This window comes from Paenibacillus sp. YYML68 (genome assembly GCF_027923405.1).
Classification (GTDB): domain Bacteria; phylum Bacillota; class Bacilli; order Paenibacillales; family NBRC-103111; genus Paenibacillus_G.
Map to the genome: position 1 here is coordinate 1,106,112 of NZ_BQYI01000001.1, position 26,602 is coordinate 1,132,713.

25 protein-coding genes are annotated in these 26,602 nt (G+C 58.0%); 15 read left to right on the top strand and 10 right to left on the bottom strand.

Annotated features, from left to right (window positions below; translation table 11 throughout):
- The first annotated feature begins 78 nt into the window (after positions 1-78).
- The 4 genes from PAE68_RS04965 (at position 79) to PAE68_RS04980 (ending at position 3,264) form a co-directional block, all read left to right on the top strand.
- Complete coding sequence (locus PAE68_RS04965) at positions 79-960, top strand: ABC transporter ATP-binding protein (RefSeq protein WP_281884678.1); 882 nt, start codon at positions 79-81, stop codon at positions 958-960.
- A gap of 176 nt (positions 961-1,136) precedes the next feature.
- Entirely contained in the window at positions 1,137-2,297 is a 1,161-nt protein-coding gene (locus tag PAE68_RS04970) for a sugar phosphate nucleotidyltransferase (protein WP_281884680.1), read from the top strand.
- 122 nt (positions 2,298-2,419) lie between these two features.
- Entirely contained in the window at positions 2,420-2,749 is a 330-nt protein-coding gene (locus tag PAE68_RS04975; RefSeq protein ID WP_281884682.1) for an STAS domain-containing protein, read from the top strand.
- Positions 2,746-3,264, top strand: a complete 519-nt coding sequence (locus tag PAE68_RS04980; RefSeq protein ID WP_281884684.1) for an ATP-binding protein — start codon at positions 2,746-2,748, stop codon at positions 3,262-3,264. Before PAE68_RS04975 ends, PAE68_RS04980 begins: the two co-directional genes overlap by 4 nt.
- 85 nt (positions 3,265-3,349) lie before the next feature.
- On the opposite strand, the gene PAE68_RS04985 is transcribed toward PAE68_RS04980, so the two are convergent.
- From PAE68_RS04985 to PAE68_RS05000, 4 genes are read right to left on the bottom strand one after another with little or no spacing between them, the layout of a single operon-like run.
- A complete protein-coding gene (locus tag PAE68_RS04985) occupies positions 3,350-4,312 on the bottom strand; it encodes an ABC transporter permease (protein ID WP_281884686.1) in 963 nt (320 codons plus the stop codon).
- Positions 4,313-4,314: 2 nt separating this feature from the next.
- Entirely contained in the window at positions 4,315-5,403 is a 1,089-nt protein-coding gene (locus PAE68_RS04990) for an ABC transporter permease (RefSeq protein WP_281884688.1), read from the bottom strand.
- The gene (locus PAE68_RS04995; RefSeq protein ID WP_281884690.1) at positions 5,396-7,030 is read right to left on the bottom strand and encodes an ABC transporter ATP-binding protein; all 1,635 of its coding nucleotides are present in this window, start codon (positions 7,028-7,030) and stop codon (positions 5,396-5,398) included. The genes PAE68_RS04990 and PAE68_RS04995 overlap by 8 nt, the downstream gene beginning before the upstream one ends.
- Positions 7,027-8,082, bottom strand: a complete 1,056-nt coding sequence (locus PAE68_RS05000) for a BMP family lipoprotein (protein WP_281884692.1) — start codon at positions 8,080-8,082, stop codon at positions 7,027-7,029. Before PAE68_RS05000 ends, PAE68_RS04995 begins: the two co-directional genes overlap by 4 nt.
- A gap of 139 nt (positions 8,083-8,221) precedes the next feature.
- Between PAE68_RS05000 and PAE68_RS05005 the strand changes: the two genes are divergently transcribed.
- The gene (locus PAE68_RS05005) at positions 8,222-8,380 is read left to right on the top strand and encodes a hypothetical protein (protein WP_281884694.1); all 159 of its coding nucleotides are present in this window, start codon (positions 8,222-8,224) and stop codon (positions 8,378-8,380) included.
- A 55-nt stretch (positions 8,381-8,435) separates the two neighbouring features.
- Here PAE68_RS05005 and PAE68_RS05010 read toward each other — a convergent pair whose 3' ends face one another.
- Positions 8,436-8,921: a Dps family protein gene (locus PAE68_RS05010; RefSeq protein ID WP_281884696.1), complete on the bottom strand. Its 486-nt coding sequence runs from the start codon at positions 8,919-8,921 to the stop codon at positions 8,436-8,438.
- A 310-nt stretch (positions 8,922-9,231) separates the two neighbouring features.
- Here PAE68_RS05010 and PAE68_RS05015 point away from each other — a divergent pair, with 310 nt between their 5' ends.
- From PAE68_RS05015 to PAE68_RS05030, 4 genes are all read left to right on the top strand, one after another.
- A complete protein-coding gene (locus PAE68_RS05015) occupies positions 9,232-9,564 on the top strand; it encodes an STAS domain-containing protein (RefSeq protein WP_281884698.1) in 333 nt (110 codons plus the stop codon).
- Positions 9,565-9,615: 51 nt separating this feature from the next.
- Positions 9,616-10,059 (top strand): anti-sigma B factor RsbW, encoded by a 444-nt coding sequence (gene rsbW / locus PAE68_RS05020; RefSeq protein ID WP_281884700.1) that lies wholly within the window; start codon positions 9,616-9,618, stop codon positions 10,057-10,059.
- Entirely contained in the window at positions 10,056-10,835 is a 780-nt protein-coding gene (locus PAE68_RS05025; RefSeq protein ID WP_281884702.1) for a sigma-70 family RNA polymerase sigma factor, read from the top strand. Before rsbW ends, PAE68_RS05025 begins: the two co-directional genes overlap by 4 nt.
- A gap of 1,479 nt (positions 10,836-12,314) precedes the next feature.
- On the top strand, positions 12,315-12,995 hold the full coding sequence (locus PAE68_RS05030) for a DNA-binding response regulator (RefSeq protein ID WP_281884704.1): 681 nt from the start codon (positions 12,315-12,317) through the stop codon (positions 12,993-12,995).
- 1,121 nt (positions 12,996-14,116) lie between these two features.
- Here the strand turns inward: PAE68_RS05030 and PAE68_RS05035 are convergent.
- A complete protein-coding gene (locus PAE68_RS05035; protein ID WP_281884706.1) occupies positions 14,117-15,040 on the bottom strand; it encodes a helix-turn-helix domain-containing protein in 924 nt (307 codons plus the stop codon).
- Between the two features lie 205 nt (positions 15,041-15,245).
- Here PAE68_RS05035 and PAE68_RS05040 point away from each other — a divergent pair, with 205 nt between their 5' ends.
- Positions 15,246-15,974, top strand: coding sequence for a ThuA domain-containing protein (locus PAE68_RS05040; RefSeq protein WP_281890900.1), 729 nt, complete (start codon positions 15,246-15,248; stop codon positions 15,972-15,974).
- A 692-nt stretch (positions 15,975-16,666) separates the two neighbouring features.
- Here the strand turns inward: PAE68_RS05040 and PAE68_RS05045 are convergent.
- Together PAE68_RS05045 and PAE68_RS05050 are read right to left on the bottom strand one after the other, a co-directional pair.
- The gene (locus PAE68_RS05045; RefSeq protein WP_281884708.1) at positions 16,667-17,050 is read right to left on the bottom strand and encodes a transposase; all 384 of its coding nucleotides are present in this window, start codon (positions 17,048-17,050) and stop codon (positions 16,667-16,669) included.
- Entirely contained in the window at positions 17,047-17,823 is a 777-nt protein-coding gene (locus tag PAE68_RS05050; protein ID WP_281884710.1) for an IS4 family transposase, read from the bottom strand. Before PAE68_RS05050 ends, PAE68_RS05045 begins: the two co-directional genes overlap by 4 nt.
- Before the next feature lie 313 nt (positions 17,824-18,136).
- Between PAE68_RS05050 and PAE68_RS05055 the strand changes: the two genes are divergently transcribed.
- Positions 18,137-19,701, top strand: a protein-coding gene (locus PAE68_RS05055) for an IS3 family transposase (RefSeq protein ID WP_397378190.1) whose coding sequence is annotated in 2 segments (ribosomal slippage) — positions 18,137-18,608 and positions 18,608-19,701 — 1,566 coding nt in all. Because the reading frame shifts where the segments join, the coding sequence is not laid out codon by codon here.
- A 149-nt stretch (positions 19,702-19,850) separates the two neighbouring features.
- On the opposite strand, the gene namA is transcribed toward PAE68_RS05055, so the two are convergent.
- Together namA and vrrA are read right to left on the bottom strand one after the other, a co-directional pair.
- Entirely contained in the window at positions 19,851-20,861 is a 1,011-nt protein-coding gene (gene namA / locus PAE68_RS05060) for an NADPH dehydrogenase NamA (RefSeq protein ID WP_281884712.1), read from the bottom strand.
- Between the two features lie 353 nt (positions 20,862-21,214).
- Positions 21,215-21,868 carry a VrrA/YqfQ family protein gene (gene vrrA, locus PAE68_RS05065; protein ID WP_281884714.1) on the bottom strand — a complete coding sequence of 218 codons (654 nt, stop codon included), beginning with the start codon at positions 21,866-21,868 and terminating at the stop codon, positions 21,215-21,217.
- 398 nt (positions 21,869-22,266) lie between these two features.
- Between vrrA and PAE68_RS05070 the strand changes: the two genes are divergently transcribed.
- From PAE68_RS05070 to rlmD, 4 genes are all read left to right on the top strand, one after another.
- Positions 22,267-22,557, top strand: a complete 291-nt coding sequence (locus PAE68_RS05070; protein ID WP_010494821.1) for a YerC/YecD family TrpR-related protein — start codon at positions 22,267-22,269, stop codon at positions 22,555-22,557.
- A 389-nt stretch (positions 22,558-22,946) separates the two neighbouring features.
- Positions 22,947-23,744 carry a sirohydrochlorin chelatase gene (locus PAE68_RS05075; RefSeq protein ID WP_281884724.1) on the top strand — a complete coding sequence of 266 codons (798 nt, stop codon included), beginning with the start codon at positions 22,947-22,949 and terminating at the stop codon, positions 23,742-23,744.
- A gap of 24 nt (positions 23,745-23,768) precedes the next feature.
- The gene (locus tag PAE68_RS05080) at positions 23,769-24,764 is read left to right on the top strand and encodes a diacylglycerol kinase (RefSeq protein ID WP_281884726.1); all 996 of its coding nucleotides are present in this window, start codon (positions 23,769-23,771) and stop codon (positions 24,762-24,764) included.
- Positions 24,748-26,493 carry a 23S rRNA (uracil(1939)-C(5))-methyltransferase RlmD gene (gene rlmD, locus PAE68_RS05085; RefSeq protein WP_281884728.1) on the top strand — a complete coding sequence of 582 codons (1,746 nt, stop codon included), beginning with the start codon at positions 24,748-24,750 and terminating at the stop codon, positions 26,491-26,493. The genes PAE68_RS05080 and rlmD overlap by 17 nt, the downstream gene beginning before the upstream one ends.
- Positions 26,494-26,602: the final 109 nt, after the last annotated feature.

Below are 26,602 nucleotides of genomic sequence, written 5' to 3' on the forward strand. Positions count from 1 at the left end.
CTATTCAATAGAGTAATAATGAAAATCATTATCATCTATTGGACGTGCCGATCACGTGTTGAGAGGAGAGACGATCTCTTGGACCGATTGCATACGCAGCAGCTGGATATCGCCTATGAAGAAAGGCTGATTGTTGAGAATTTGAACCTATCCATTCCAAGCGGGAAAATTACGGCGCTCGTCGGCGCGAATGGCTCAGGTAAATCGACGATATTGAAGACGATGGCTCGCATCATGAAGCCGAAGGGCGGAAGTGTATTCCTCGACGGACAGGCGATTCATCGCCAGTCGACTAAGGAGGTGGCGAAGCAGCTCGCCATCCTGCCGCAAAATCCGACCGCACCCGAAGGGTTGACGGTCAGTGAGCTCGTCAGCTATGGCCGCTTCCCGCATCAGAAAGGGTTCGGCTCGCTGAACAAGCACGACCTGAGTGTCATTCGCTGGGCAGTCGAGGTGACCGGCATGCTCGAATTCATCGACCGTCCGGTGGACCAGTTGTCCGGAGGTCAGCGGCAGCGTGCCTGGATCGCGATGGCGCTCGCACAGGAGACGGACATCTTGTTCCTGGATGAGCCGACGACGTTCCTCGACATGGGCCATCAGCTTGAGGTGCTGAAGCTGCTGCAGAAGCTGAACCGGGAGGAAGGGCGCACGATCATTATGGTCGTGCACGATCTGAACCATGCGACGCGGTATGCGCAGCATATGGTCGCGATCAAGTCTGGCCGCGTCGTGAGCGAGGGCAGCCCGGAGCAGGTGGTCACGCAGGAGGTGCTGCAGGAGGTATTCGGCATCGAGGCGGACATTATTCCAGACCCGCGCACCGGAGTGCCGCTATGCATCCCTTATGAGCTGGCTGGTCAGTCCTACAGCGCGAAGGCAGGACGCGAAGTGCGTGATTTGCAGCAGCAGGATGCTGTAGAGACGCATGAGCGACGTCAGACGTTGGCGGTTGGGTAACAGCTGGTTCATTCTTGGTCGGATCATGACAATATGGCATTGTGAAGCCTTCTCCATGCGCTGGAGGAGGCTTTGTTGTTTCACCTGACCTGTGCAGGGGTTAAACATAACTATCAAGAGCTGGACCGTGCAGCAAGGAATAACTCAATCAACAGGAAAGGCGAAGGTGAGAGAGCATGCAATCGTATTCGTGCGCAGCGGTGCTGCTAGCTAATGGAGAAGGGGAGCGTCTCGGTGCATTGACCAGCAGCAAGGTGAAGGCGGCGCTGCCGATCGGAGGCGAGCATCGACTGATCGATCTTGCACTGTCACATTGCAGCAGGGCTGGCATCGAGCGGGTGGGTGTCATTGCGAATCCGATGGCGTCCTGCTTGACTCGGCATGTCAGCTCGCTGAAGGAATGGGAGGACCGTGTCACGATGCTGCCCTCCTCGCCTGGCAAGGGGACGGCCGATGCGATATTCCGCAACTATGTGTACCTCAAGCTGCTTGATCCTGAGTATGTGCTGATCGCCTCCGCCGAGCATCTGTACGAGATCGACTACAATGAGCTGCTCGGGCACCACGTCCAGTCAGGAGCACTAGCTACGGCGGCGGTAGCTTCTGTAGGGGCCGATGGAGCGCCCCGCGTCGTTCGCACGCATGCTGCTTTGGACCAGAATGGGCGTATTCGCCAGCTTGCGCGCGGACGGAAGGCGGCAGTAGGAACATACGTCCTTGCAGGTGTCTATGTGTTCAAGTGGTGTTATCTGAAAAAGCTGCTCGAGAAGGACGCCTGCAGCCTCAGCTCCTCGCACGATCTGGAGGCCGATGTGCTGCCCGCTGTGCTCGCAGCTGGCGAGCCGCTGCATGCCTATGAGCTCGAGGGCTACTGGAGAGAAGTAGAGACGCCCGAGGATGTATGGAGAGTTAACATGGAGCTGCTAGACAGCATGAGGCCACTGGGGGCGGGAGTGTTGCCCTTTCATGAAGATAGGACGGGGAAGCTGTCCACTGACGTATACATAGCTGCTCCAGGCTCTGTGCATCAATCCCGAATCGTTGGCCGTACTTCGATATTCGGTCGTGTGGAGCATTCGGTCATCTCGGACGGGGTGCTAGTTGGGCAAGGCAGCGTGCTTCGCAATTGCTTCGTCATGCCGAAGGCGAGAATCGGTAAGAACGTCATGCTGCGCAACGCCATTATTGGCGAGGGCGCTATCGTAGAAAGCGGCGTAGAGGCCGCAAGCGCCTCGGCGGATTCGATCTATGTCGTTGGCAACGGTGCTCGCATCGCTCCCCGTCAGCCGAAGACGCCGAACCTGTTCATGCCTCCGCTGAGCTGGCTTCCGAATTAAGCGGGCGACTGTAGACTGTGCAGCTGGAATGAAAGTGGGAGGCTCGAACATATTTTCCGATGAAAAGAAGTGGAATATTTGGTATTCTAAACTATATCGAATGTTAGGGGTGCGGTTTGGAGATGGAGGAGGCTAAATTTCAGGTTGAGGCGGAGACCGTCGGCGAAGGCCGGACGTTCAAGCTGTCAGGCGAGCTTGACCTGGCTTCAGCTCCTATGTTCCGCAGCATAGCCGTGCCCGCGGCTGCGAATGCTGCGGAGATGAGGCTGAATCTGAAGGGGCTGACGTACATTGACAGTACCGGTATCGGAATTATAGTTTCGGTGCTGAAGGAGCGGCAGGCGGTCGGCCGAAGTCTTCTTGTGGAGGATATTCCTCCCAAGATACGCCGTCTGTTTGATATGACAGGACTTACCCAGTTTCTTACGCTTACGGAAGGTGGAGGAGGATGAGAGAGCACGAGGAGCGGACAGAGCAGCGTATCGTTCTGAGGGTGCCCTTCGATGCGGGGGAGCTCGACATTATTCGACTGGCTCTATATGGCGTTGCGGTTCGAATGGGCTTTCCGTTCGATGCGATCGAGGATCTGAAGATTGCGGTGACGGAGGCTTGTAACCATATGCTGCTGCAGCGGCAGGAGGAGGCTCTGCTGCCAGGGGCAGAGCTTCATCTTACATTCGTCCTGCGTCCGCAGGAGCTTATGGTTCAGCTCGAGGGGTACGGCGTACAGGCCGTATTCCCGAAGACGGAGACCGCGCCGCATCTTCCTGACGGCTTCGTGAGCGGCAGTCTTCACAGTCTGGAGGCGCTGCATAGCCGCGAGCTCGGCCTGTTCCTGATGCAGGCGCTCGTCGATGAGGTGAAGGTGCATGCGGCTGGTGCGCGGACCGACTTGCAAGACGGCTCCGAGTCCGAGCTGGCCTCTGTCGAGCGGATTGAGCTGTATAAGCGGTTGAAGACCAGTTGAAGCAGGAGGAGCAATTAAAGCATGAAGAGAAGACGCCCTTCATCCATGGCTGCTAAGGGCAGCCGGGGTGAAGGGCGTTGTGCATCTACCGCTTGCCCGGGTCATACGGCTCGCCGAGCGCAGCAGGCGGGTACGCGCGGCCGACCGCTCCCGCGAGCACGAGGATTGTGAGCACATAGGGGAGCATGTATAGGAACTCCATCGGAATACGCTTGGAGAAGTCGAACAGCTGCACGAAGTTGCGGATCGCTTGGGCGAAGCCGAAGAATAGCGCCGCGCCGAGCGCACCGACCGGATGCCACTTGCCGAAGATCATCGCAGCGAGCGCGATGAAGCCTTGTCCGGATATCGTGTTGTGCGAGAAATTGCTCGTCGTTGTCAGCGTAATCGTGGCGCCGCCGAGCCCGGCGAGCACACCGCTGAGCAGCACGCCCGTATACCGCAGACGGCTTACCCCTACGCCGAGCGTGTCGGCCGCGCCTGGCTGCTCGCCGACGGAGCGAAGCCGCAGGCCGAGCGGCGTACGAAACAGCACGTACCAGACGACCGCCACAAGGATGAGGGCGATATACGTCGTCGGATAGCTGTTGAACACGGCAGGGCCAAGGAGCGGAATGTCCGACAGCACCGGGATCGCGATTTTGCGGAACACGGCGTTAAGGGTCTGGGTCTGACCGGCTCCGTCGAACAGCACCTTCACGAGGTAGATCGTCAGGCCGACGGACAAGAAGTTGATCACGACGCCGCTGACGACCTGATTCGCCTTGAACGTAATCGAGGCGACGGCGTGAATGATCGAGACGAGCATGGCGAATACCATCGCGGCCACGAGCCCGATCCATGGAGCGGCGCTGCTAAGCCCTGCTTGCTCCGCGTAATAGACCGTGACCGCCGAGGCGAAGGCTCCGCACACCATCAGACCTTCGAGGCCGATGTTGACGACGCCTGACCGCTCGGAGAAGATGCCGCCGAGCGCGGTCAGTACGAGGGCGGTAGAGAAGACGAGCGTCGTGTTGAGCAGCTCGCCGAGAATGCGCAGCGTATCCATCGTCAGCTCACCTCCTTGGATGCTCGACGTCCGGCTGCGAACGGGCGCAGCACGTAGCGCACGATGCCGTGCGAGGCAACGAAGAAGATGACAAGACCAACGATGACGCGCACGATCTCAGGAGGTACGTCTGCGCCGAAGCTCATGCCTGCCGAGCCGTACGTCAGTGACCCGAACAGAATGGCAGCCAGCACGACGCCGAGCGGATGGTTGCCGCCTAGCAGTGCAACGGCGACGCCATCGAAGCCGTAGCCGGGCGACGAGGCGGCGATCGACTGGTAATGAAACACGCCGAGCACCTCGAAGGCGCCGGCGAGACCAGCGAACACACCGCCGACGAACATCGCCTTGATCATGTTCGTCTTGACGCTCATGCCGGCGTACTCGGCCGCATCCGGGCTGTGCCCGACGGCGCGCAGCTCGTAGCCTTGGCGTGTTCGCCACAGCAGCACATAGAAGGCGACGGCGGCGAGCACGGCGATGATCGTCCCGGCATGCAGACGGGCGTTGTCGAACATCTGGCTTAAGCCAGGCAGGCTAATCATCGCCGTCTCACGAATGTTGTGCGAGCGCTGTTGTCCGGGCTGCAGCAGCAGCGTGCGGATGATGTAATTGGACAGGAACAGCGCGATCCAGTTCAGCATAATCGTCGTGATGACCTCGTTGACGCCTCTCTTAGCCTTCAGGTAGCCCGCGATGGCGCCCCACAGCCCGGCCAGCACGGCGCCGGTTACGATGGCGAGCGGGGCATGCAGCAGCAGCGGCAGCTGCAGCTTCACTCCGATGAACGTAGCTCCGGTCATCCCCATGATGAACTGCCCCTCGGCGCCAATGTTGAATAAGCCGGTGCGGAAGGCGAAGGCGACGGACAGGCCGGTGAGTAGAAGTGGGGTAATCTCACGCACCGTCTCCCCGATGCTGTACGGATCGCCGACGACCTTCTGTACGAGCGACGTGTAGGCGAGCACCGGATTGTAGCCGCCGATCAGCATGATGAGCGCCCCTGCGACAAGGCCGAGCGCAATCGCCGTCAGGGGGACGACCGTGGAGTCCTTCACGAACAAGCGGGTCCATTTGGATGGGCTAGACATGGGGGTCACGCTTCCTTTCTTCAGGCTGCGGCTTCGACGTCGGCTTCTCGCGCTGCTGCTGCCCGGAATGCTTGGAATGCTCGGGCTGCCCGTACCCAGCTGGACCGGTGGAGCCCGCCATCATGAGGCCAAGCTCGCGGTCGCTCGTCGACGCCGGGTCCGTCTCACCTACAATGCGGCCTTCATAGATGACGGCGATGCGGTCGGACAGCTGAATAATTTCGTCGAGCTCATGGGATAGCAGCAGCACGGCCTTCCCTTGATTGCGCTGCTCGAGCAGCCGCTTATGGATGAACTCGATCGCCCCGACATCGAGTCCGCGTGTCGGCTGTGCGGCGATGAGCAGCTCCGGGTTCAAGTCGACCTCGCGGGCAATAATCGCCTTCTGCTGGTTGCCCCCGGAGAGCGAGCGAGCCGCACTGTCAAGCCCGGACATCCGCACGTCGAATTCGGTAGTTAGCCGCTCCGCCTGCTTGCCGATTGACTCATAATCGAGGAAGCCGTTCTTGTTATACTCGGGCTTGTAGTACGTCTTCAGCACCATGTTCTCTCGCATCGTAAAATCAAGCACCAGCCCGTGCTTATGCCGGTCCTCGGGTATAAGCCCGAGGCCGCTCTCGGCTATCGCACGCGGGCTGCGATTGGTGATGTCGTATCCGCTGAGCGTAATGCGGCCGCTGTCGAGCTGGCGCAGTCCAGCGATCGCCTCCACCAGCTCGCTCTGGCCGTTGCCGTCGACACCAGCGATGCCGACGATCTCCCCGCCGCGTACGGTTAGCGACAGACCGTTCAGCACCTTCGTTCCGCCAGAACGAGCACCGCCATGGCTGGCATACACGTTGTCAATCGTCAGCACGGGCTCCTTCGGTGTTGCCTTCTCCTTGTCCAGCTTGAAGGAGACGTGGCGTCCGACCATCTTCGCCGCCAGCTCATCCGGATTCGTCTCGCTCACGTTGACCGTATCGACCACCTTGCCGCGCCGAATGACGGTGACGCGATCGGCGATCGCCATAATTTCCTTCAGCTTATGCGTAATGAGAATGATCGACTTGCCCTCGGCGACGAGACGGCGCATAATGTCCAGCAGCTCGCTAATCTCCTGCGGCGTCAGCACCGCGGTCGGCTCGTCGAAGATGAGCGTATCCGCCCCGCGATAAAGCGTCTTCATAATTTCGACCCGCTGCTGCATACCGATCGATGTATCCTTAATGACCGCCCGCGGATGGACACGCAGTCCGTATTGGTCCGACAGCTCGGCAACCTTCTTCTCGGCGCTGCGCAGATCAATGGATAAGCCCCGCTTCGGCTCCAGCCCCAGTATAATGTTCTCCGTCACGGTGAACGTCTGCACGAGCTTAAAATGCTGATGAACCATCCCGAGCCCGAGACGTATCGCCGTCTTCGGGCCCAGAATGGCAGCTGGCTTGCCGTCGATCAAGATCTCACCCTCATCCGGCTGGTACAAGCCGAACAGAATGTTCATCAGTGTAGACTTGCCTGCGCCGTTCTCCCCGAGAAGGGCGAGAATCTCGCCCTCCCGGAGTGTCAGGCTGATGCCGTCGTTGGCCACAATGCCGGGAAATCGCTTCGTAATGCCGCGCATCTCGACCTTGGTCCGCGTACTCATTGCGTCAGAACCTTGATTTCACCAGAGATGATCTTCTGCTTGTACTCCTCGACCTTCTTCAACACGTCCTCCGGCACGTTCTTCTTGGACGTCTCCGGCAAGCCGACGCCGTTCTCCTTCAAGCCGAGTGTCAATACCTTACCGCCCTGGAAGTTGTTATTCACGAGATCGTTCGACACCTGATAGACAGCCGTATCCACCCGCTTCATCATCGACGTGAGCGTCACGTCGTCGCCGAACGTGAGGGACTGATCCTTATCTACGCCGATTACCCATACCTTCTTATTGTTCTTCAGACGGTCCTTCGCTTCATTGAACACGCCGTCGCCTGTCGCGCCCGCTGCATGGAAGACGATGTCGGCGCCATCGTTATAGATCGTAGCGGCCGCTGCCTTGCCGAGGTCCGGCTTGTCGAACGCCCCCGTGTAGTTGATCGTCACCTTCGCATTCGGATTCACCGCGGCCACGCCAGCCTTGAAGCCAGCCTCGAATCGCTTGATGACCGGAATCTCCATCCCGCCGACGAAGCCGATCTTGTTCGTCTTCGTCATGAGTCCTGCGACGACGCCTGTCAAGTACGAGCCCTCGTGCTCGGCGAATGTGACAGATACGACATTCGGCGCTTCCACCACATTGTCGATAATGCCCAGCTTCGCGTTCGGGTTTTGCTGCGCCACGGTCTTCATCGCGTCCCCGATAATGAAGCCGATGCCCCATGTGAGGCTGTAGTTGCTTTTGACCATCTGATTCAAATTCGGAATGAATTCCGTATCGTTCTTACTCTGCAAATATTTCACGTTCGCGCCAGTATCCTTATTCAGCTTCTGCAGCGCCTCCCAAGCGCTCTGGTTGAAGGAGTTGTCGTTGACCCCGCCCACGTCGGTTATCATGCCGATCGTCAGCTTCGAACCTGGCTTGTCGCCACCTGCTGCAGCATCGCCTGGCTTCTCTCCAGCTGGCGGCGTTGTCGTCTCCGGCTTGCTGCCGCAGCCGCTCAGCGCAAGTGCGAATGTGAGCATCAGTATGAGACTTGCGGACATCCATTTTTTCATCGATATGACCTCCTTGGTCCTGTATACTTATTGGTTGTAGGTATGTATCCAGTAGTATGTAACAAGGCGAATAGATTTATGTTAGGTAGTGCCAATTGAGGCGAATATGGGCTGGCAGTCGGAGGGGCGTAGGTATTGGGTGGAAAAATCCGCCGCAGCCGCACTCGCGCTGCGGCCAAAGTCGCTCCAGCTGCGGGCACGGCGGGCGGGTGCAGCAGCTCAGTGGGGACAGCACCGTGTACGGCGGGCGGGTCCGGCAGCGTCTATAGCAGCGACTACAGTGGCAAAGCAGCCATGATGATTGCAGCTTCGAGCTCAGCCATGGACTCCAGCTGCGGCGGGAAGGAGTGCTTCTACGACTGCAGACAGGAGTCCAGCATCCATACTTGCTTCTGCAGCTCGGTGCGGATACCGTTTAGCATGTCATGTGTGCCCTCGTCGCTCGCGCCTTCTGCAGCCTGCATCGTCTGCTCCAGCTCGCTGATGAGCTGCTTGAAGTCGTCGCGCACCGACTTGATCATCGCCTCGGCCGACGTGAGTGGGGCGTGCTCCTTGATCGTGGCAAGCTCTGTGATCTCCTTCAGCGTCGATACCGGCTTGCCGTTCAAGGCGAGCAGACGCTCCGCCAGTTCGTCCAGCGTTTGGGCTGCTGCCGTATACAGCTCCTCGAACTTCTCATGTAGCGTGATAAATTGCGGTCCCTTAACGAACCAGTGATGCTGATGCAGCTTGATGTGCAGAAACGCCCAGTTGGCGACCTGTTGGTTCAACAGCGTCAGCAGATTGCCGCTGACCTGCGCTTGTGTGCCGGTTCGTTCCTTGTCGAGTACAGTTGCCATCGTTGAACGCCTCCTTGAGTGTGGTCATTGCTCCTTGTTGACACCAGTGACGCCAGTGACACCATTGACGCCAGTAACGCCAGTGACACCATTGACGTCAATAACGCCATGGAAGCCAGAACAGCCTGGCTCCTTACGCTGAGCGTCTTCTCAAGGTTTTCCCGGTCAGGTGAAAATCATCCAAGGTTGGCGGGCGTAATTGTTTCGCAGCTTGCTAGTAGGGGTATTAAATGAATGAATCAGACACCGCGCAGATGATATACATAGACATGTATAGACAAGCAGCGGCGAAGGAGGGCAAGATTGGATCGTGGAGAAGCGGGACAGCTTTCAGCTAACGACGCTGCGAAGCGAGCAGCGCAATACGGTTTATATTCAAGGTGAGCTTGATCTGTCGAAGGTTGGGGAGCTCCGCTCGGTGCTCGACTGCCTCATTGCCGATACGGGCCGTGAGCTGGTGCTCAGCCTCAAGGAGCTTACGTATATTGACAGCACGGGAATCGGTGTCATCGTATCGGTGCTGAAGGCTCGAGATGTGCTGCAGGCGTCGTTCCGGGTGGAGAACGTTCCGCCTAACATCAAGCGGCTGTTTGATATGACGGGATTGACGAAGTTTTTGCGTATGGACACTGTCGAGGCGTAGTGATGCGAGCTTTTCGACAAATACGGGTTATGAAAGGATCGAGGCATATTCATGAGTTCAAGCGTTGTGTGTCTAACCGTACCTGCCGAGCCCGAATACATTGACCTGGTTCGACTGACGTTATTTGGCATCAGCTCGAAGCTCGGCTTTTCGTTCGAGGAGATAGAAGATATGAAGGTCGCCGTTGCCGAGGCCTGCAACAACGCGGTGCTGCACGCGTATGACCCTGGGAGTCCGGGCGTGATGGAGATTCGGTTCGAGCGTCTTGCCTCAGGCTTGCGCATTAAGGTGAAGGATGAGGGACCGAGCTTCGATTATACGGCCAAGGCGCGAGCGGCGGAGTCGCTGCACGATAAGCTGCTCGACGACATTCATGCCGGAGGGCTCGGCATCTACCTGATGCAGGCGCTAATGGATGAGGTCGAGGTGAATACGGGCTTCGGGACCGAGGTTGTGTTGACGAAGCGGCTTGTGCGAAGTGAGGAAATGGTATGAGTGGAATTCCGGAGCGAATGGTGCAGGTAAGCACGGAGGAGCTCATTCAGAGCTACCAGTCTACGGGCTGCAACGATACTGCGACGCTTTTGCTCCAGCGCTACGAGTCGATGGTAAGAATGGCGGCTGCGAAGATGTCGCGCAATCGTCCCGATCTGTTCGAGGACTTGTACCAGGTCGGTCAGATGTCGGTGCTGAAGCTGCTGAAGCAGTTCAAGCCGAGCATGGGCGTCCAGTTCGAGGCATATATGATGAAGAGCGTCATCGGTCATATGAAAAATTACTTGCGCGACAAGTCCTGGTACGTGCAAGTGCCGCGACGCATTAAGGAAAAAGGAAGCCGTATCCAGCATGTCGTCGACCAGCTGACGGTCCAGCTCGAACGCTCGCCGAACGTGGAGGAGATCGCTGCCGTCATGGAGCTGTCGGTCGAGGAGACGATCGAGATATTGGCCGGACGGGACTATTACCATTACATATCGCTCGATACTCCGCTGTCGTCCGATGAGAGCGGCTCGACGATCGGCGATGTCATCGGCAGTCCGGGCGATGCGTACTCGCACGTGGAGAACCGGCTCGCGATGGAGCAGGCGATGACACATTTGAAGCCCGAGGAGCAGAAGGTGCTGAAGCTCATCTTCGAGGAGGGCCACTCGCAGCGGCTGATCGCCCAGCAGCTTGGCGTATCGCAGATGAGCGTCTCCCGCATCCAGAAGCGCGCCCTCGACAAGCTGAAGCTGCACCTGCAAGAGCCTGACGGCGAGGCGGATCATTAAGCAAACGCGTTCCTTGTTCATTGAGGGCGCGTTTTGTTATGTTGGGGCGCGTTTGGGTGGCGCAGGCGGGATAGCGCACGAACCGTGCGCTAACATCGCCGCGCGGTGGGCACGCGGGCGTGGCGCAGGCGGGATAGCGCACGAACCGTGCGCTAACATCGCCGCGCGTTGGGCGCGCCAGGGTGGCGCAGGCGGTATAGCGCACGAACCGTGCGCTAACGTCGCCGCGCGGGTGGCGCGCCAGGGAGGCGCAGGCGGTATAGCGCACGAAAGGTGCGCTAACATCGCCGCGCGGGTGGCGCGCCAGCGTGGCGCAGGCGGTATAGCGCACGAAAGGTGCGCTAACATCGCCGCGCGGGTGGCGCGCCAGCGTGGCGCAGGCGGTATAGCGCACGAACCGTGCGCTAACGTCGCCGCGCGGTGGGCACGCCAGCGTGGCGCAGGCGGGATAGCGCACGAACCGTGCGCTATCCGCGCCGCGCAGGTGGCGCGCCAGCGTGACGCAGGCGGTATAGCGCACGAACCGTGCGCTAATGAGGCCACGCGATGGGCGCGCCAGCGTGACGCAGGCGGTATAGCGCACGAACCGTGCGCTAATGAGGCCACGCGATGGGCGCGCCAGCGTGACGCAGGCGGTATAGCGCACGAACCGTGCGCTAACATCGCCGCGCGGTGGGCACGCCATCGTGGCGCAGGCGTTATAGCGCACGAACCGTGCGCTAACGATGCCGCGCGGGTGGTGCGCGCCATCGTGGCGCAGGCGTTATAGCGCACGAACCGTGCGCTAACGACGCTGCGCGGTGCGCGTGCCAGCGTGGCGCAGGCGTTATAGCGCACGAACCGTGCGCTATCCGCGCCGCGCGGGTGGGCACGCCATCGTGGCGCAGGCGGTATAGCGCACGAACCGTGCGCTAACGTCGCCGCGCAGGTGGCGCGCCAGCGTGACGCAGGCGGTATAGCGCACGAACCGTGCGCTAATGAGGCCACGCGATGGGCGCGCCAGCATGACGCAGGCGGGATAGCGCACGAACCGTGCGCTATCCGCGCCGCGCGGGTGGGCACGCCATCGTGGCGCAGGCGGTATAGCGCACGAACCGTGCGCTAACGTCGCCGCGCAGGTGGCGCGCCAGCGTGACGCAGGCGGTATAGCGCACGAACCGTGCGCTAATGAGGCCACGCGATGGGCGCGCCAGCATGACGCAGGCGGTATAGCGCACGAACCGTGCGCTAACATCGCCGCGTAGGTGGCACGCCAGCATGACGCAGGCGGTATAGTTGTTTTTAATAGAATACGTCACGCCTTGAGTGGTGGCCTTGTGAAATGAGAACTTGTAGCATATAGACTGTTGAGTTATAATTTAGTGAAATAAATTCATACTTATCGGACGTGAAGCACACGCCGCTCATTCTTAAATAGAATGGAGCGGCGTTTTTGTTTTGACCAGCTTAAGCTGTAGTTAATCGTAAGTGAGGGTGATAATGAAGATGCGATTGGCAGAGGATGTATACGAAGCTTTCATGAAAGAACAGGTCCTCAAAGCAACGGGTGACCGAAAAAGGAGGTTAGCCGATGGACTAGGTCATGCCGAAAGGTTGTTTCTTGAGCAGGTATGGTGGCCGGCTGTTGGACATTTTGATTATCTTCATGCGGAGTATGAAGTGAGGGATTTTAAGGATGGACGAAGGTATGTGGATTTTGCTTATCTGCGACCACCGTATAAGGTCTGTATAGAACTTGATGGTTATGGGCCACATTGCCGTGAAATTACCCGAGCTCAGTTCGCAGATCAACTCATCAGGCAAAATCATCTCGTGTTAGATCAATGGATCGTGTTTCGCTTCGCTTACGATGAAATTAAAGAGAAGCCGCGACAGTGTCAGCAAACGATCTTGCAGCTCATGGGTAACTGGTATGGTGATTTCAAGCATGTGGAGTGCGACATAAATTACAAGGAACGAGAAGTGCTGCGCTTCGCAGCACAGAAGCTAGGAGTCGTATCTCCCGTTGAGCTTAGTAAGCATATGGGTGTTAGTACGCGTGTTGTTCGGGAGTTGCTGCATGCTCTATGTAAAAAGGAACTGCTTGTTCCGTTATCCGGAGTGTCGAGGATACGCTCGTATGGTCTCCATCCAAGGTGGAAAGGATGGGCTATGCTGTGATTGTGGTGTAAGGAGTGGCGTGTGTAATAACTTCGTTAGGTAGCGCTCAGCCAGCGCCATAGCGCACGAACCGTGCGCTATCGCCGTCGCGCGCCGCGCGCCCAAGCGCTCTGCCAGCGCAATAGCGCACGAAGCGTGCGCTATTGCCGTCGCGTGTGCCGCACGCCCCAGCGCTCAGCCAGCGCAATAGCGCACGAACCGTGCGCTATCGCCGCCGCACGCCCCACGCGCCAGCGCCTCGCAGGCGCAATAGCGCACGAACCGTGCGCTATTGCCGCCGCGCGCCGCGCGCCCGAGCGCTCAGCCAGCGCAATAGCGCACGAACCGTGCGTTATCGCCGTCGCACGCCCCACGCGCCAGCGCCTCGCAGGCGCAATAGCGCACGAACCGTGCGCTATCGCCGTCGCGCGCCGCGCGCCCAAGCGCTCAGCCAGCGCAATAGCGCACGAAACGTGCGCTATTGCCGTCGCGCGCCGCGCGCCCAAGCGCTCAGCCAGCGCAATAGCGCATGAACCGTGCGCTATCGCCGTCGCACGCCCCACGCGCCAGCGCCTCGCAGGCGCAATAGCGCACGAACCGTGCGCTATCGCCGCCGCGCGCCGCGCGCCCGAGCGCTCAGCCAGCGCAATAGCGCACGAAACGTGCGCTACCGCCGCGGCGCGCCTCCCGCGCCAGCGCCTCGCAGGCGCCATAGCGCACGAATGGTGCGCTATTGCCGTCGCGCGCCTCCCGCGCCAGCGCCTCGCAGGCGCCATAGCGCACGAATGGTGCGCTATTGCCGTCGCGCGCCCCGCGCGCCAGCGCCTCGCAGGCGCAATAGCGCACGAACCGTGCGCTATCGCCGCCGCGCCCCGCGTGCCTGCGCTCTGCCAGCGCAATAGCGCACGAAGCATGCGCTATGGCCGTCGCGCGCCCCGCGTGCTAGCGCTCAGCCAGCGCCATAGCGCACGAACCGTGCGCTATCGCCGTCGCGCGCCCCCCGCGCCAGCGCCTCGCAGGCGCAATAGCGCACGAACCGTGCGCTATCGCCGTCGCGCGCCCCCCGCGCCAGCGCCTCGCAGGCGCTATAGCGCACGAACCGTGCGCTATCGCCGCCGCGCGCCCCCCGCGCCAGCGCCTCGCTAAGCCTCGCCCTGCATGCGCTGCTTGAACGTTCTCGGCGAGCATTGGTTGTGGCGCTTGAACAGCTTGTAGAACTGCGCCATGTTCGGAATGCCGACGCGCTCGCCGATCTCCGCGATGCTGAGGTCTTGCGTCAGTAGGAGGCGTTCGGCCGTCTTGATGCGCTTATAGTTGACATAATCCACGAACGACAGGCCGATCACCTTATGGAACCGCTTGATGAAATAGTGGTAGCTCAGATGCACCAGCTCGCACACGTCCTCCACCGTCAGCTTCTCCGTCAGATGGCGGTCGATATAATCGAGCGCGGGCTGCAGCCGCACCAGCTCCGCGTCCTGTGCGCCATAGCCGAGCAGCGAGCGGGTATCGCTGCGTATGAACAGCAGGAGCAGCTGCTTGATCGCTGCGCTGACGGCCAGCTCGTAGCCGCGCCCGCGCGCCTGCGCCTCCCGGAAGATCGTCATAACGAGGGCGAAGGCGTCTTGCCGGGCGCGAGCATTTTCGACCCAGATGTAATTCAGACGACTCAGTGGCTCGGTCAGCTCCGAGAATGCGCTCAAGTACGGCAGTGTGCTCTGGTCTATATGCCTCGTCAGATCGACCTGGAACACGACATAACGGAGTTCCTCGGCCGAGGCACGCTGCGTGCGATGAAGCTGGGACGAGCCTAACGTGTACACATCCCCCGGCCCGAGCACGGTGTAATCGTCCTGCGTCTGCACGCCGAGCCGTCCCTCCAGCATGACGAGCAGCTCGACCTCCTTATGGTAATGCCACTTCATCGGCGCAGGCGGCTGCTCCATTGATAGGGAGTCGGATGGCTCCGAGCGAATCTCCCATATTTTCAGGAAGAGAAGCGGGTTCTGGTAGACGACGTCCTCGATGATGACATCAGTTGCGGCGGCGTTCGGCAGGCTGGTCATGGCGTGGGGGCCTCCTATCTGTAGGGCGATATTGCATATATGCGTACGATCATAATTCTCAGACTCTATGAACGTTATCATAGCACAGACGCTCGGCCGAGAACACAATCGAATATAGATCGGGCACAATTCAGCATATCTTTGGGCCTGTTGATTCAATATACTGGTAGTAATACGAATGATGAAGCCGAAGGGGATGGATGCGATGAGCAGCAAGCTGCGAGTTACGATCTGGAACGAATTCCGTCATGAGAAAGAAAACGAGAAGGTGCGTTCGGTGTATCCGAACGGCATCCATACGGCGATCGGCGAAGGCCTCGCCCATGAGGTCGAGGTGACGTACGCGACGCTGGACGAGCCTGAGCATGGGCTGAGTGAGCAGCGCTTGAATGAGACGGATGTGCTCATCTGGTGGGGGCACAAGGCGCATGGGGATGTGCAGGATTACATCGTGGAGCGCGTGCAGCAGCGGGTATGGCAAGGGATGGGCTTGATCGTGCTGCATTCTGGACATTTCTCCAAGGTGTTCAAGCGGCTGATGGGCACGTCCTGCGACTTGAAGTGGCGCGAGGCCGACGAGAAGGAGCGCATCTGGGTCGTCGCCCCGAACCATCCGATCGCAGAGGGCATCGGGGAATACATCGAGCTGCCTGCGGAGGAGATGTATGGCGAGCACTTCGACATTCCGGCGCCGGACGAGCTCATTATGGTGAGCTGGTTCGAGGGCGGCGAGGTGTTCCGATCCGGCTGCACGTTCTCAAGAGGCCAAGGGAAGATCTTCTACTTCCGTCCCGGCCACGAGACGTACCCGACGTACTACAACGAGCAGGTGCGCCGCGTCATCCGCAACGCCGTCCATTGGGCCGCGCCGACGACGCGCGAGTATCCGAAGTATGGCAATCATCAGCCGCTGGAGTCGATTAAGGGCAAGTAGTGTCGACTTTAAGTAAGTGAATATGTAGGATGTGTTATTTAATCAGAGCTTCTGTTGCCCCCCGATAAGGAGGGGTCAGGAGCTTTTTAGTTATCATAAGTGTTGTGATAAGGATAATCACTGTGCGCTATCAGGTTATATATTAATTACTAAACGGTACATGCTATTAGAGATGAGGTTGGTGGACATATTGCCTGCATGAGTTCTTCTTCAAGGACCGAGGAGAATCGTACCAGCTACCATATACATTGGAAAGGCAAGTAGACATATTAAATTAAGTAGTATTAACATTACGTCGATTTTATTTTCAAACAATTTGAATGAGCGGCCAGCGACTAATATGCCAACTGGAGGTAAGATCCATGTACTAGCTACTCCGAATCCATCTATCCACATCGTGTTAGATGTGTTCGCCAAATCAATGAAAAATAACACACTTGCAATGGACACTGTTGCAGCTGCTATTAGACGATAGGTATTAACATTAGATGTAATTGTGATCATCTCCTTCATTATGTGAGAACAGTAGCGTTGCATAAATCATGACATCTAAAATGGTGGAATATTCAGAAATTAGTTTTCAAATTCCAAGGGCCAAAAACTTACGGGGTACCCCTGAAACAGGCAGTTGCTGTCCATTTGTAATATTCATCCTTTTCAAGTTGATGATTGGTTTTTTCGACTTAGGCGACTTACTGGTCTTTCTGTTTCTTCTGTCGCCCTCTCGAAGTTCGACTTGGTTTTCGCTCTACTGCTGCGACCATCCTCAGCCACGGTTGCCACATGAGTTCTTTCAAAGCCTCAATGAGTTCCGTTAACGTTCGACTCGTTCCCAGTTCTAGCTTCATAAGCAGCAGCAAGCAGTATGCAATTAAACAGATCCAAATCTGATTCATCACTGCGTTCTCGCTGTCACCGTAAAAACAGGTTAGCTTCAGGTTCTGCTTGACCCACCGGAAGAACATCTCGATCTGCCAGCGGCTACGATACAGGTCACCAAGCTCTTCTGCCGTCAGGTCGAACCGATTCGTAATGATACGGACCTCATTACCGCGACCGTCTGTGGTGACGATCATACGAAGGGGTGCTGCATGCGCTTGTGAGCTTTGCCTAGCACGACTTTGACATCGCGGATGATGTCTGAATCTGTGTTCACCGAAAGTTCTTCCACTTCTTCGACAACAGCATTGTCCTTTAATCGTGATACGAATCGAATGCCACGCTCGCAGTAACTGTCGTATTTGCCGTAGTCCAGATACCCGCGGTCCATCAGATACGTGACGTCCGACTCATCGATCAGGACGTCCTTTTGGCTGCGGTCTGCGGGCCTTGCAGGCGTAACCACTGCCTTATCCGGATAAACATGGTCGGGGTCAGCAAATGCCACTCGCAGGTGCAGTTTCACGCCTGCTTTCGTTTTTCGGAAAGTCGCCCATTTATACCGCTGTAGGCAAACGCTGATCGTAGAAGAGTCTATAATCTTGACCGTTCCGATGCGCCCTGATACCGGCCTAGCATCTCGATGCAACTGTGTAATGAGATTACAAAGGATGGCTTGAAGTACTTCTGGGTCCAGTTGATTATTTTTACGGGACAACTGGGATGCGCTGATCGAAGCAATGCCGAGTTGCTTTTGAAATTCCTCGTCGTGCTCCAGCTTTCGCATGATGGAACGAAGACCCTTTCGCTTCTCTAACTGTGCTTCGATGAAGATGTACAGAAAGACTAAGGTGTCGAGCTTTTTCACATAACGGTCGAGCGTAGTCGTGCTTTGCCAATTCGGGATGATGTTTGGATTTATTGGTGCAACCCATTTACCAAATGCAGAAAATAGTGTATCCTTGTCCATGCGTATCTCCTAAGTTAGGGATTTGGACAGGGCTACCTGTTACCCTAATTTTAGGAGTTTTTTGTTGCAGAGGACGACCTATTTATTACAATAATAGCACAATTTGTCCAAGCTGTTCGCGTGTTAGTTTTTATGCAACGCTACTGATGTGAGAAGTGTTTTTTTAATCGATCAAGTTATTTTAACATTAGAGTGTATAAGATGTCGGTACTGGGCTATAAAAAATAAAAACCGACCGCCCCCTGTGTCACAATAGTTGTCGTACCCCTCGATAAAAAGTATAGTAGAACCAGAGAGGCAGAGGTGACGGACGATGGCTAGATACAGTGAGGAATTGAAACGCAACATACAACTACGAATGATCCCCCCGCATAATGAATCCGTGAGTCAGATTGCAAGAGACAGCGGCCTGTCCGAAGGGACGCTGTACAAGTGGCAAAAAGAAGCCCGAGCGAACGGCGCTGTCGTTCCAGGTGGCGGAGCAGAGCCCGAGAAATGGAGTAGTCGGGATAAGTTTTCGATTGTGCTGGAAACCGCTACGTTGAGCGAAGTCGAACTGGCCGAATACTGTCGTGCCAAAGGACTCTACGCAGAACAGATTGAAGCTTGGCGGGATGCTTGTATGCAAGCCAATGGTGGACTCGCCCAACAGGCATCCCAGCTGCAAAAAGAACTCCGAACTAAAGAGCGAGAAATGAAAACGCTCACTCGGGAGTTAAAACGAAAGGAAGCTGCTCTAGCCGAAACGGCAGCGCTTCTCGTGCTGCGAAAAAAGGCACAGTCGATCTGGGGGGACCAAGAGGACGCATGATCAGTGCCTCAGATCGACGAATGGCCATGGAACTGATCCAAGAAGCAGTAGATGCTGGAGCCAAAGAAGAGGCGGCCTGCCAAGAGATCGGATTAACGCAGCGGACCTTGCAGCGGTGGCGCAAAGAGGGCGCACCGCAAGAGGATCAACGGCCGCATGCGGTAAGGCCTGCCCCATCCCACAAGCTAAGTGAAGTGGAACGTCAACAGATCATCGAGGTCGTGAACCAGCCGGCATACAAGAGCCTTCCACCTAGCCAAATCGTACCACGACTGGCTGATGAGGGTGTCTACATGGCGTCCGAATCGACATTCTATCGCGTAATGCATGCTCATGGACAGCAGCACCATCGAGGTCGCAGTAAGAAGCCTGTTTCGAAGCCGTTAACGAGCCATTGTGCTGTGGCGGCCAACCAAGTGTGGATGTGGGACATCACCTGGCTGCCTGGTCCTGTGAAGGGTTTATTCTACTACCTCTATCTCATCCTTGATCTATTCAGCCGAAAAATCGTAGGCTGGGAGGTATGGAATGAAGAATCCGCGGAGCATGCGAGCACATTGGTTCGTCGAACGGTCCTGAGCGAACAGTGCGTTGTGCGCAAGGAGCCGCTGGTCCTGCATTCGGATAACGGGAGTCCGATGAAGGGTGCCACTCTACTTGAAACGTTATACAGCCTAGGAATCACGCCCTCCAAAAGCAGGCCGCGTGTCAGCAACGATAACCCTTACGCCGAGTCGGTGTTTCGCACCTGCAAATACCGCCCCAGCTACCCGTTACATGGATTTAAGTCGACGACAGAAGCCCGTGAATGGGTACGGAAGTTCGTCCATTGGTATAACACTGAGCATCACCACAGCGGGCTTAATTTCCTGACCCCTAACCAAAGGCATAAGGGGCTTGCTGAACAGATTTTTGAGAAGAGAAAGCGAGTGTACGAACAAGCTAGACAGGACAACCCGAGGCGGTGGTCCGGGAAGATAAGGAACTGGAGTCTAGACGAACGAGTGTATCTTAACCCCGAGAAAGTCCAGCACTCCATAGCTACAACAACGGCGACACAAGCCTGATTGACTCTATTTAAATTTTCAAAGATTCACGACAACTATATTGACAAACACCGACCGTTATCCCCTTCTATCGCTGGAGGGTGAGACGGTCGATGTTGTTTGTTAAGCGATTCGGGTGTGTCTCAATTGCGATACAGATCTGGATGCCCTTACCAGCCGCGGTTGTACGACTTCGGCGGCTCGAGCGTGACGCCAAGCTGCTTAGCAGCTGTGCGGGGCCAGTACGGATCACGGAGCAGCTCCCGCCCGAGGAGGACGAGGTCGGCCTGCCCGCTGGCGAGGATGCTCTCGGCCAGCTCGGGCTGTGTAATGATGCCGACTGCACCTGTAGCCACCTCTGCTTCCTTGCGAAGCTGTGCGGCGTATGCGGCCTGGAAGCCGGGATAGATGTTCGGCGGCACAGCCGGAAGGACGGCGCCTGAGCTGACGTCGATGAGGTCGACGCCTTGCGCCTTCATTCTTCTGGCGTAGTCTACATAATCGTCAGGGGTTAGCCCTTCCGGATGGTAGTCATGCGCCGAGATGCGGACGAACAGCGGGCCGCTCCATTGCTGCTTGACCGCATCGATGACGTCATTCAGCAGCTGGTAGCGTCTGTCCTTATCACCGCCATAGGCGTCGGTACGCTTGTTCGTGAGCGGGGACAGGAACTCGTTGATTAAGTACCCGTGCGCGGCATGAAGCTCGATGACGTCGAAGCCGGCTTCCTTGGCCCGACGGGCCGCTTCGGCGAACGCTGTAATCGTCTCGGCGATATGCTGCTCGGTCATCGCTTCGGGTGTCCGGTGCTTCTCATCGAACGGGATTGCGGATGGCGCGAGGATCGGTCCTTCGACGAGCGCCTTGCGCCCGGCATGAGCGAGCTGGATGCCGATGTGAGCTCCTTGGCTATGAACGAGGGAGGTGAGCTCCTTCAAGCCTTCGACGTGCTCATCGCTCCAGATGCCGAGATCTTGCGCCGATATGCGTCCCTGCGGCGTCACCGCTGTTGCCTCGACGATGATGAGGCCGACCTGCCCGACCGCGCGGGATGGGTAGTGCACCTTGTGCCAGTTGTTGACCCGACCAGATTCATCGTCGCAGGCGTACATGCACATGGGCGACATGACGATGCGGTTCTTGAGCGTGAGCTCCTTCATGGTGTAAGACGTAAACAGCATTACAGATTCACATCCTTAACTATGTATTGGGGAAAGCTTATCTATCCTTAATTGTAAAATGTAAGTAAGTGACAAAATGTATGTAATTAGTATAGCACATAGGTGTGAATCGGTGCAAAGTGGGAGGGGATTGTCCCGACCTCGCCAAACCTTCGGACCTTTATCCTTACGCCATCGGAAGAAGGAGTGCGGATATGATGGGGAGGACAAGTGAGGGGTTGTTTGTTTGGTGTAGTATGTGCAAAAGGCCAGCAATCCCTAGAGGACTGCCGGCTCTCAGTTGTGGCATTAGGCTCTTGCAATGGCATCTGGCTATAACTGCGCCCGCCGCTCGCTCTTCGGCTGCGTCCGCGTTAACGCCGCGCCTTCGTGCTGCGGCGACGGCCGCGCACGACGCCCTTACGCTTGCGGCGCTTACGCTTGCGACGCGGCACGTAGGCGTAGTCGTCGTCTGCTGCTGCGGCGTTCTTCTTGCCGAAGGAGCCGAGCAGCAGCTTCACCATCGGCGCCATCTGCTGGACGCTGCCGATGACGCGCTGCATTTTACCGAAGGTGTCGACGATGCCCTCAATGCCGCCCATGCGGTCGATGAACTGCTTCACCTGCCCTATATTGAAGCCGCTGCCGCTGCCACCACTGCCCCCGCCGAACAGAGACGCTAGACCGCCGCCCGTGCTACCGCCGGAGCTGCCGCCCCCGCCGAACAATGAGCCCAGACCGCCACCGCCCGAGGACGGAGCCTGCTGAGTCGGGACCAAGGCTTGCTGCTGCACAGGCAGCTGCCCGCCCTGCAAGCCCGGATAGCCGCCCAATGGACTGCCTCCGCCAAGACCTGGATACCCCTCAGTTGGCGTCACGCTGCGTGTATACGTATGCTGACGATATGGCTGGCGGTACTGCTGTGGGTACGACGAGTGCGACTGCGCTTGCGGTCGTCTTGCCGAGCCCGGTGCGGCCTGACGCGAATAGGCGCCTTGATTGCCGATCGTTTGCTTCGATCTATTCATAATCGTTCATCCTTCCCTTCGTTGTGTAATGATTCATGGAGCTAAGCCGAACATGTGCGAAAATCATCCATCCTCATGCATACGTGCGCCATCGTCGGCATAGTCTCGCATCAAGATGGCCAGCGGGTGCGGGCTTTCATCCATCATCGGTTTCCTTGTATACTGTATGTGGTAGGCGAATGGATGGTATGGACTCCTGTCACGGTTTTATAGATTTTGGCCTATTCGCAGTTTAGTCCTGTAACGCATAAAAATAGTAACGTTTTGCTAACCTAAAGGGAGGATTTCACAGCCCGGATGTCGAATAAGATGGTGAGATTGTAAATGTGGTAAAAGATTATGTTAACAAAGCGCGCGGATATTGGCGTGCAGATCGATCATCGAGGGGTTGAACGGCCATGCAATTGAAGAAGCTGAACGATAAGGCGATTGACCAGTTATTTGAGGCGATATTGACGCTCAAGGATATAGAGGAATGCTACGTGTTTTTTGACGACCTGTGCACCGTGAACGAGATTCAGTCGCTGTCCCAGCGGCTCGAGGTGGCGCGCATGCTGCGCAAGGGCAACACGTACAACCAGATCGAGGCGGAGACGGGTGCGAGCACGGCGACGATCTCGCGGGTGAAGCGCTGCTTGAACTACGGCAACGACGGGTACAAGATGACGCTGGAGCGTCTCGGCCGCTAGCAGGCGGCTTACGAGGAGCGCGCGGTGGAGCGTCTCGGCCGCTAGCAGGGCTCTTGCGAGGAGCGCGCGGTGGAGCTTGTGCTTGTGTGGAGCTCGCGAGGAGCTGCGAGGAGCCTGCACGTGGGGCTCCAGAGGCTGCAGCGCTCAGCGCTCCGTGGGCCCCCGAGGTGGCAGCGCTCACTCGCGTGGCAGCGTGACAGGCACATCCTACATACACGCGGCACAATGGTAGCAGTAGCTGTATAACGGAGCAGGCTTCGGACAATTCCGTGCGAGGCGACAGCGACAATCCTTCTTGGCCTGGGGCTGAGCGGGATTTTTGCTATTGGAGCGGGAAGAGGGATTAATGGACATGTCAGCGGATGCTTGTGGTGAGGAGGCATGCAATTATGGTAAAATACGGGGTATTAGTCATCAGCCACGGCTCCCGAAGCGCGGAGTGGGTGCGTCTAGTCGATGAAGCGGTGAGCAGCGTCAAGGTGCCATATGGTGTGCCTGTCTATTCGTCGTTCCTTGAGATCGTCGAGGGGCGGCTTATCCAGGACGGCATTACGCAGCTCGAATCGATCGGCGTGACGGACATTATCGTTGTGCCGTTGTTCGTCTCCTCAGGCAGCACTCACATCGACGAGATCGAATATGCGCTCGGGCTGAAGGACGAGCCGCTGCTGCCGACGGACATGGAGCGCTTCGCCGTGCAGGCTCGTCTTCATATGACGCCGCCGATCGACGACGATCCGATCATCGCGGACATCTTGTACGAGAAGCTGATGCCGCTGTCGGACAATCCGGAGCAGGAGCTCGTTCTGCTGGTCGGGCACGGGAGCATTGAGAAGGGGTTCCACCTGCGCTGGCGTCAGGGACTGGAGCTGCTCGCAGACCGATTGAAGTCGCGGGGCGGCTTCGCGGAGGCCGATGGAGTCATGCTGCTGCCGAATCAGGTGAAGTGGAAGCTGAAGCTGTGGAACCGCCGCAGACCGGACTGTACGGTGCTGGTGGCGCCGCTTTTCTTAAGCGAAGGGTACTTCACGAGTGAGGTCATCCCGGATCGGTTCCGAGACTACGAGTATCGCTATAACGGAGCTACGCTGCTGCCGCACCCCGGCATATCCAGATGGATGGAGCGGCAGATCGAGGCGGCTATCCAGTGCATGGAAGAAGAAGGAACACGTGACATCAGGTCATGATGAAAGGTAGACAGGTGAGACGACATGACGGAACGGGCCAAGCGTGCCAGGTTGATCTATAACCCAAGCTCAGGACGTGAGGAAATGAAGAAGCGGCTGCCGGAGATTCTCCAGCGGCTGGAGCGCGGCGGACTCGAGACGAGCACCCATGCGACGATCGGGGAGGGCGATGCGACGCTCGCGGCGGCCGAGGCGGTCGAGCGCGGGTTCGATATCGTGATCGCGGCAGGCGGCGACGGTACGCTGTACGAGGTCATCAACGGGATGGCGGAAAAAAGTCACCGTCCCCCGCTCGGCATATTGCCGCTGGGGACGACGAATGATTTTGCCCGGGCGCTGAACATTCCCCGCAACTGGGAGGGCGCTGTCGATGTGATCATCCGCCAGCATGCGCGCGCGATCGACGTCGGCAAGGTGAACCAGCGTTACTTCATTAATATTGCAGGCGGCGGCTCGATGACCGAGCTGACGTACGAGGTGCCGAGCAAGCTGAAGACGATGATCGGCCAGATGGCCTATTATATGAAGGGCATCGAGAAGCTGCCGCGGCTGCGCCCGATCGAGCTGTACATTCGCACGCCGGAGGGCGAGCTGCACGAGGAGGTCATGCTGTTCCTCATCTCGAACAGTAACTCGGTCGGCGGCTTCGAGCGTCTAGCGCCCGATGCGTCGTTGAACGACGGCCTGTTCGACGTGCTGATTCTGCGTAAGTGTACACTTCCTGAGTTCATCCGTGTCGTCTCGCTTGCGCTGCGCGGAGAGCATTTGACCGATCCGAACATTATATATTTGAAGACGAAGCACATTCAGGTGACGTCCCCGGACTATGTGCAGCTGAACCTGGACGGCGAATTCGGCGGCACGCTACCGTGCGTATTCACGAATCTGCCCCAGCATCTGCATATCTTCGTGGATGAGAGCGGGCAGACGACCTACAAGACGGCGAGCCCGCTGAACCACCTGAAGCTTCCTTGGAAAACGAAAGTCGAGGACGAGACCGAAGATGACGAACAGAAATAGACAGCGACCAGGCGGCGGAGCACGTAAGCGAAGCGGTGCGGGTGGAGCTAGTGTAGGTGCGGCGAGTAGAGTCGGTGATGCAGGTGCCGCGAGCCGCAGGCCGCGCTCCGCTGCCGACGCGCCCGATGTGCCGGTAGCGAAGAATGAAGAATATGTGGCCGAGATCGTCGGCCTTGGACATGACGGAGAAGGGGTAGGCCGTGTGAACGGCTTTACCCTTTTCGTTCAGGGGGCGCTGCCGGGCGAGAAGGTACGGGTCAAGGTGCTGAAGGTGAAGAAGCAGTACGGCTACGCCAAGCTGCTCGACATCGTGCAGCCAAGCCCTGATCGGATCGACGCGCCCTGCCCGATCTACAAGCAATGCGGCGGCTGCCAGCTGCAACATATGAGCTACGACGCGCAGCTGCGCTGGAAGCGGCAGCTCGTGGTGGACAACCTCGAGCGGATCGGCAAGCTGCGCGTGGCGGATGGTGGCACGGCTGTAGGTGGGAGCGGAGGTACGAGCGAAGGCGCGAGTGACGGCGCACGGGATGGCACGGCTGCTCGTGGAGAGGCTGTCGCTGCGGATGGTGAGCGTGTAGCGGGGGCAGCGAACTCTGTTAGGGGTGCTGGATATAAGGGGCAAGGCGGAGAGCCTCTTGCGGCTAGTGAGCGCTCGGGACAGGCTGGAGTGGACGACGCTTACCGAGGTATCGTCGTACGGCCGACGCTCGGGATGAGCGATCCGTGGCGCTACCGCAACAAGGCACAGGTGCCAGTCGGACACGGTGGCCCCGACATGGAGGGCGGCCTCGTCGCGGGCTTCTACGCGCAGGGCAGTCACCGAATTATCGACATGGATGCCTGTCTTATCCAGCATGAGCAGAACGACGAGGTCGTTCGCGTCGTGAAGAAGCTCGCAGGCGAGCTCGGCATCCGCGCGTACGACGAGGCGACGGGCCGAGGCCTGCTGCGCCATGTGATCGCTCGGTATGGCTTCCATACCGGCGAGATCATGGTCGTGCTCGTCACGAACGGCGAGTCGATCCCGCACCGCGACGAGCTGATCGGCATGATCCGCGAGGAGCTTCCTCGCGTCACGAGCATCTGCCAGAACGTCAACACGAAGGCGACGAACGTCATCTTCGGTGACCGGACGAACGTGCTCTGGGGCCGCGACGTCATCTACGACACGATCGGCGACGTGCGCTTCGCGATCTCGGCCCGCTCGTTCTACCAGGTCAACCCGGTCCAGACCGAGGTGCTGTACGGTAAGGCGCTCGACTTCGCCGAGCTGACCGGCGAGGAGACCGTCATCGATGCCTACTGCGGCATCGGTACGATCTCGCTGTTCCTTGCGCAGCGTGCGCGCAAGGTGTACGGCGTCGAGATCGTCCCCGAGGCGATCGAGGATGCGAAGTCGAATGCTGTGCTGAACGGCATTCGCAATGTCGACTTCGCCGTCGGCGCGGCCGAGGCGATCATCCCCGCCTGGCGCGAGCAGGGCATCGCCCCCGACGTCATCGTCGTCGACCCGCCGCGCAAGGGCTGCGACACCGCGCTGCTCGAGACGATCATCGCGATGCAGCCGAAGCGTGTCGTGTATGTGTCGTGTAATCCCTCGACACTGGCGAGGGATCTACGGGTGCTGGAGGATGGCGGGTTCTGGACGGTGGAGGTACAGCCGGTGGATATGTTTCCGTGGACGGTGCATGTGGAGACGGTGGCGGTGATGGAAATTTGTAAATAGTAATCAAAGTCATCACAATCTTTAATTAATTACCTACGAGCCGAACGGAATTCAGGTGTCCAGACCTGTTTCTCCGCGGCTTTTTCTTTTCCAATTTGCTGATCTTCTT

Coding starts and splice junctions, on each gene's coding strand:
- PAE68_RS04970 (WP_281884680.1), top strand. CDS start 1,137: ATGCAATCGTATTCGTGCGCAGCGGTGCTGCTAGCTAATGGAGAAGGG.
- PAE68_RS04975 (WP_281884682.1), top strand. CDS start 2,420: ATGGAGGAGGCTAAATTTCAGGTTGAGGCGGAGACCGTCGGCGAAGGC.
- PAE68_RS04980 (WP_281884684.1), top strand. CDS start 2,746: ATGAGAGAGCACGAGGAGCGGACAGAGCAGCGTATCGTTCTGAGGGTG.
- PAE68_RS04985 (WP_281884686.1), bottom strand. CDS start 4,312: ATGGATACGCTGCGCATTCTCGGCGAGCTGCTCAACACGACGCTCGTC.
- PAE68_RS04990 (WP_281884688.1), bottom strand. CDS start 5,403: ATGTCTAGCCCATCCAAATGGACCCGCTTGTTCGTGAAGGACTCCACG.
- PAE68_RS04995 (WP_281884690.1), bottom strand. CDS start 7,030: ATGAGTACGCGGACCAAGGTCGAGATGCGCGGCATTACGAAGCGATTT.
- PAE68_RS05000 (WP_281884692.1), bottom strand. CDS start 8,082: ATGAAAAAATGGATGTCCGCAAGTCTCATACTGATGCTCACATTCGCA.
- PAE68_RS05010 (WP_281884696.1), bottom strand. CDS start 8,921: ATGGCAACTGTACTCGACAAGGAACGAACCGGCACACAAGCGCAGGTC.
- rsbW (WP_281884700.1), top strand. CDS start 9,616: ATGAGTTCAAGCGTTGTGTGTCTAACCGTACCTGCCGAGCCCGAATAC.
- PAE68_RS05025 (WP_281884702.1), top strand. CDS start 10,056: ATGAGTGGAATTCCGGAGCGAATGGTGCAGGTAAGCACGGAGGAGCTC.
- PAE68_RS05030 (WP_281884704.1), top strand. CDS start 12,315: ATGAAGATGCGATTGGCAGAGGATGTATACGAAGCTTTCATGAAAGAA.
- PAE68_RS05035 (WP_281884706.1), bottom strand. CDS start 15,040: ATGACCAGCCTGCCGAACGCCGCCGCAACTGATGTCATCATCGAGGAC.
- PAE68_RS05040 (WP_281890900.1), top strand. CDS start 15,246: ATGAGCAGCAAGCTGCGAGTTACGATCTGGAACGAATTCCGTCATGAG.
- PAE68_RS05045 (WP_281884708.1), bottom strand. CDS start 17,050: ATGATCGTCACCACAGACGGTCGCGGTAATGAGGTCCGTATCATTACG.
- PAE68_RS05050 (WP_281884710.1), bottom strand. CDS start 17,823: ATGGACAAGGATACACTATTTTCTGCATTTGGTAAATGGGTTGCACCA.
- namA (WP_281884712.1), bottom strand. CDS start 20,861: ATGCTGTTTACGTCTTACACCATGAAGGAGCTCACGCTCAAGAACCGC.
- vrrA (WP_281884714.1), bottom strand. CDS start 21,868: ATGAATAGATCGAAGCAAACGATCGGCAATCAAGGCGCCTATTCGCGT.
- PAE68_RS05070 (WP_010494821.1), top strand. CDS start 22,267: ATGCAATTGAAGAAGCTGAACGATAAGGCGATTGACCAGTTATTTGAG.
- PAE68_RS05075 (WP_281884724.1), top strand. CDS start 22,947: ATGGTAAAATACGGGGTATTAGTCATCAGCCACGGCTCCCGAAGCGCG.
- PAE68_RS05080 (WP_281884726.1), top strand. CDS start 23,769: ATGACGGAACGGGCCAAGCGTGCCAGGTTGATCTATAACCCAAGCTCA.
- rlmD (WP_281884728.1), top strand. CDS start 24,748: ATGACGAACAGAAATAGACAGCGACCAGGCGGCGGAGCACGTAAGCGA.